This is a genomic window from Telluria sp. ZT3P39 (genome assembly GCF_059685935.1).
Genome location: NZ_JCASIH010000055.1, coordinates 1 through 4287, shown reverse-complemented (window position 1 = coordinate 4287; position 4287 = coordinate 1). Strand labels below are relative to the sequence as shown.

Genomic DNA, 4287 nt, shown 5'->3' with positions numbered 1-4287 from the left:
GAAGTCCTTGGCACCTTCATCAAACGCCCACACTTATCGACTGTAAATTGTTAAAGAACTGTATTCGGTGCTGCCTTGCTGTGTTCTGTCGAAGCGTTGTGTTCGTCAGCAGCAGAGAAGCGAGAGTATGCAGTGTTTCGCCTAACTCGTCAACCCCTTCGTTTCCTTCGCTATCGCTGCCGTGAAGCTGCGTGTGCGTCGGAGGAGCAGAACTATAGCAAATGATCACGGGGCTGACAATGGCCCGCAATCGAAGTATGCGATTTTTTTTGTCTTGGTTTTGGGGAATAGCTTCGTATGCTATACGGCAGAGCATCGACAACGACACCGTATAATGATGGGGTTTTGGTGCACGCGCCCGTACTCATGGGCGCAGTTAAACGGGAAACGCGGAACCTTCCAATGAAGGCCAACGCGTGCTGCCCCCGCAACGGTAAGCAAGTGCCGCAGCAATGCGGCGAGCCGTCTTCCATGACCACTGTGCGACTCGCATGGGAAGGTTGGACCGCCCTACTTGCCAGCCCGGATACCGGCCAAAAAGGTAGAAGCGCGCGTACCGTGCGCTTCGGTTCAATCTGGCCTACGGGGACGTCGGCCGGTTGTCATTGCGCGTCACAGCCGCGCACCCGACCAGGAAACGCATGCACCATCCAGTTCGCCCGCAACGCCGGCACGCCATGCTCGTCATCGGCATGCTGTTGCTGTGCGCCCTTGCGAGCCTGCTATTCGCGGGCATGACGGGATCCATTGCCATTCCAGCCGCCGAGCTGCCGGACGCCGTGCGTCAGCTTGCACGCGGCGGGAGCTCGCTGGCCGCTTCGCTGCTCGAGCTGCGCGCCGGCCGTGCGCTCACGGCCTTCGTCACCGGCGGTGCCCTTGCTCTGGCGGGCGTGATGATGCAGGCGCTGCTGCGCAACCCGCTGGCCGACCCCTATGTGCTCGGCATCTCGGCCGGCGCTTCGGTGGGCGCACTGCTTGCGCTGCTGCTCATGACCGCGGCAATGATGGTCGATCTGGCCGCGCTTGGCGGCGCGGTCGCCGTGTCGATGCTGCTCTATATGCTGGCGCGGCGCGACCTGCGCAGCGGACTGGCTGCGGAAGGCGGCACTTCCACGCTGCTGCTGACCGGCGTGATCCTGTCGTCCGCCTGCATGGCCCTGGTGACGCTGATGCTCTCGCTCGCGCCGGAGGGCCGCCTGCGCAACATGGTGTTCTGGATGATCGGCGATTTGTCCGGCGCACCGGTGCGCCTGGCCTCGTGGCTGGTGCTCGGTGCGGCGCTGCTGTATGCGCTGCGCAGTGCGCGCGCCATGAACGTGGTCGCGCTCCATGCGGAAAGCGCCGCGACGCTCGGCATCCGCGTCGGCCGGCTGCGCAAGGGCCTGTTTCTCGTGTCGGGTGTGCTCACGGCGAGCGCCGTCACCAGTGCCGGCTCGATCGGCTTCGTCGGGCTGATCGTCCCGCATGCCTGCCGCTACGCCTTCGGGCCCGACCACCGCGTGCTGGTGCCGGCGGCAGTGCTGGCCGGCGGCAGCTTCCTGGTGGTCTGCGATACGCTCGCGCGCACCGTCATCGCGCCGCAGCAGCTGCCGGTGGGGGCGATTACCGCGATCATCGGCGCGCCGGTCTTCCTCTACCAGCTGCATCGCCTGCGGAGATAAGATGATCCAGACCGACCACCTCGACCTGCAGGTCGCCGGCCGCAGCCTGGTCCGCCGGCTCGACTGGGCAGCCCTCCCCGGCGAATGCTGGAGCATCATCGGCCGCAATGGCGCCGGCAAGAGCACCCTGCTGCGCACGCTCGCCGGCCTGCACCCGCCGAGCGCCGGCGCCGTGCTGGTGCGGGGGCGTCCGCTGGAGCGCTGGGCGCCGGAGGACCTGGCGCGCGAGCGCGCCTTTCTTGCGCAGTCGCGCCACGACGCCTTTGCGTACAGCGTGATCGAGACTGTGCTGTCGGCGCGCCACCCCTATCACGGCAACCGTTTTTGGGAGGGCAGCGACGACCACCAGGCCGCCATCCGCGCCCTGGCACAGATGGAAGTGGCGGACCTGGCGGGGCGCGATGTGCGTACCCTGTCCGGCGGGGAGCGGCAACGGGTGGCGATTGCCGCGCTGCTGGCGCAGGAAACGCCGCTGCTGCTGCTGGACGAGCCGGCCAATGCGCTCGACCTGGCGCATCAGGTTGGCGTCATGGGCCTGCTGGCGCGCCTGTGCCGCGAGCAGGGCAAGACCGTGATCATGATCGGCCACGACCTGAACCTGGCCTACCGGATTTCCACCCATGCGCTACTCTTGAAGGGCGACGGCGGCTGGCAGGCCGGCCCGGTGGCGCAGACCATGCAGCCTGCGCTGCTGGGGGACTACCTGGGCCACCCGATCGAGATGCTCGAGCACGGCGGGCGCCGCATCTTTATCCCGATCGAAGCAAGCGCATGACACGCCCGCAGGCAATAAGGGAGGCATGATGAACAGGGATGCAGGCGCCCGCGCCGTCCTGGTGGCGGCGATGGCCTCGGGTCAGGGCAAGGCACTCAATACGGAACCGGGATGCGCGACAGCGCGTAGTTCGAGGCGATCAAACCCTTCAGCATGGCCATGTCGGCGCTTGCGAACAGGCTGAAAGGACGGGTCAGGCGAGGCCCTGTGGCCTCGTCGAGCTGCCTGGCGACGCCTGTCGGCACAATCACCGGCTCGCCGTTGCGGATCAAGAGGGCTTCAGGCCGCGCGGTATTCGTGTTGACGTCGACGGCCCATACCTTGCCCTGGTGAAGGGCAGTGACACCGTCCACCAGGGTATGCCCGACGACGATCCTGCGGGCGCCGAAGTGCGCGAGGACTTCGCCGACCTGGCTGGTGCTCGCCACCGCATAGCGATCCTCGCCATCCATGAGGTAACCCCGGTATTGCGTCACGCCGGCCGGGCCCACCACCGCATCGAGTTCACGTTTGCCCGGCATGTCGCCCGACCAGTAGCGGCGCATTGCGCTGTTCAGGTTACCGACGGTGAGGCCGGCATCGGCGACCGCCGGGCTCACTCCTCCATGGGTAATCACGGTCTGCCCGCTCTTGATGATGACCGGCTGCTGGCGTAGCCAGTGGCCGATCAGCGTATCGGGAGCAAACGCATTGGCCTGGCCCCCCATACGCACGAGTGCATACAGGTGGTCGTGGTTGGCCCTCGAGATATTCCCGCGCAGCAGATATTGCTCATGATTTCCGAGCAGGACATGCACGGCGCCGCCGGCGTCCTGGGCCTGCAGGCTCAGCGCATACAACCGCCACAACACGGCGAACACGTCGCGGCCGCGGTCGACCGCATCGCCGGCGATGACCAGGTGATGACGGCCATACTGCCAGTTGCCATCGGCATCAGTGACCTTGAGCGATGCAAGCGCCACGTCGAGGAAGCGCGCGTTGCCTTCGATATCACTGAGGATCAGCGTGTCCTCGGGCGTGTCGAACACCGCGCTGGGTATGGTCGGGGTGCGCGAGACGGGGAACAGCCGGCGCCGGCCGCCGCAATCGATCGACAGCTCGGCGCTCGTGCCGGCCAGGTGCTGCACCTTGTCTTCGCAGTACCAGGTGGCGCTCCAGCTGCCGTCCGCCTTGTTCCTGACAACGGGGCCGTCGAGGAAGCCAGGCATCTTGACGTCGTCGCCCGTGCCCGCATAACTATGAATGCCCGCGCTCGCGATGCCGAGTGGTACATGAAGACGTTGATGGACGCCGGCTTGGGTGAGTTCGATGCGCGCATTCGCTAGCGCGGTGACTACCAGGACGACAGACAGCGAGGCAGCGATGGCGATCCCGCGGATCAGGTAAGCGCGCGTCTTCTTCATTGTTGGTTTGCCTGGGCAATAAAACAAGGAGTTTAGCGGGGCTTAACGCGCGGGTGCGTAAATATCGGTGGGATCTGGCGATTCTATTGCCCCGGCATACGGATGAGGATCCAGGCGCCGCAAAACAGGAAATCCAAACGCAAAAAACCCCACCAGGATCACCTGGTGGGGTTTTGCTTATAACTAGCCTGACGATAACCTACTTTCACACTGGTTGCAGCACTATCATCGGCGCAAAGTCGTTTCACGGTCCTGTTCGGGATGGGAAGGGGTGGGGCCGACTTGCTATGGTCATCAGGCTTTGACTTGTACGAGTCTTTTACCGTTTGGTAAAAGAACTCTGAATCTGGAAGAAGTAGTTTTATATGGGTAGCTGTATCAACAAACTTGCAGCTGTATTCCTGACTTGTCTATAGCCTACCAAGGTTATAGGGACAAGCCGTACGGG

3 protein-coding genes, 1 rRNA gene and 1 riboswitch are annotated in these 4287 nt (G+C 64.2%); of the genes, 2 read left to right on the top strand and 2 right to left on the bottom strand.

Annotation, left to right across the window (positions count from 1 at the left end):
• Positions 1–329: 329 nt before the first annotated feature.
• Positions 330–552, top strand: a riboswitch (cobalamin riboswitch).
• An 89-nt stretch (positions 553–641) separates the two neighbouring features.
• Positions 642–1661 carry a FecCD family ABC transporter permease gene (locus tag AC56LR_RS21565; protein WP_497133522.1) on the top strand — a complete coding sequence of 340 codons (1020 nt, stop codon included), beginning with the start codon at positions 642–644 and terminating at the stop codon, positions 1659–1661.
• 1 nt (position 1662) lies between these two features.
• Entirely contained in the window at positions 1663–2436 is a 774-nt protein-coding gene (locus AC56LR_RS21560; protein ID WP_497133520.1) for an ABC transporter ATP-binding protein, read from the top strand.
• 95 nt (positions 2437–2531) lie between these two features.
• Here AC56LR_RS21560 and AC56LR_RS21555 read toward each other — a convergent pair whose 3' ends face one another.
• Positions 2532–3839 (bottom strand): metallophosphoesterase, encoded by a 1308-nt coding sequence (locus AC56LR_RS21555; protein ID WP_497133518.1) that lies wholly within the window; start codon positions 3837–3839, stop codon positions 2532–2534.
• A 186-nt stretch (positions 3840–4025) separates the two neighbouring features.
• A 5S ribosomal RNA gene (rrf, locus tag AC56LR_RS21550) occupies positions 4026–4138 on the bottom strand.
• Between the last annotated feature and the right edge of the window lie 149 nt (positions 4139–4287).

Excerpts from the sequence above, each read along its gene's own strand:
- AC56LR_RS21565 (WP_497133522.1), top strand. The coding sequence starts at position 642 with ATGCACCATCCAGTTCGCCCGCAACGCCGGCACGCCATGCTCGTCATC.
- AC56LR_RS21560 (WP_497133520.1), top strand. The coding sequence starts at position 1,663 with ATGATCCAGACCGACCACCTCGACCTGCAGGTCGCCGGCCGCAGCCTG.
- AC56LR_RS21555 (WP_497133518.1), bottom strand. The coding sequence starts at position 3,839 with ATGAAGAAGACGCGCGCTTACCTGATCCGCGGGATCGCCATCGCTGCC.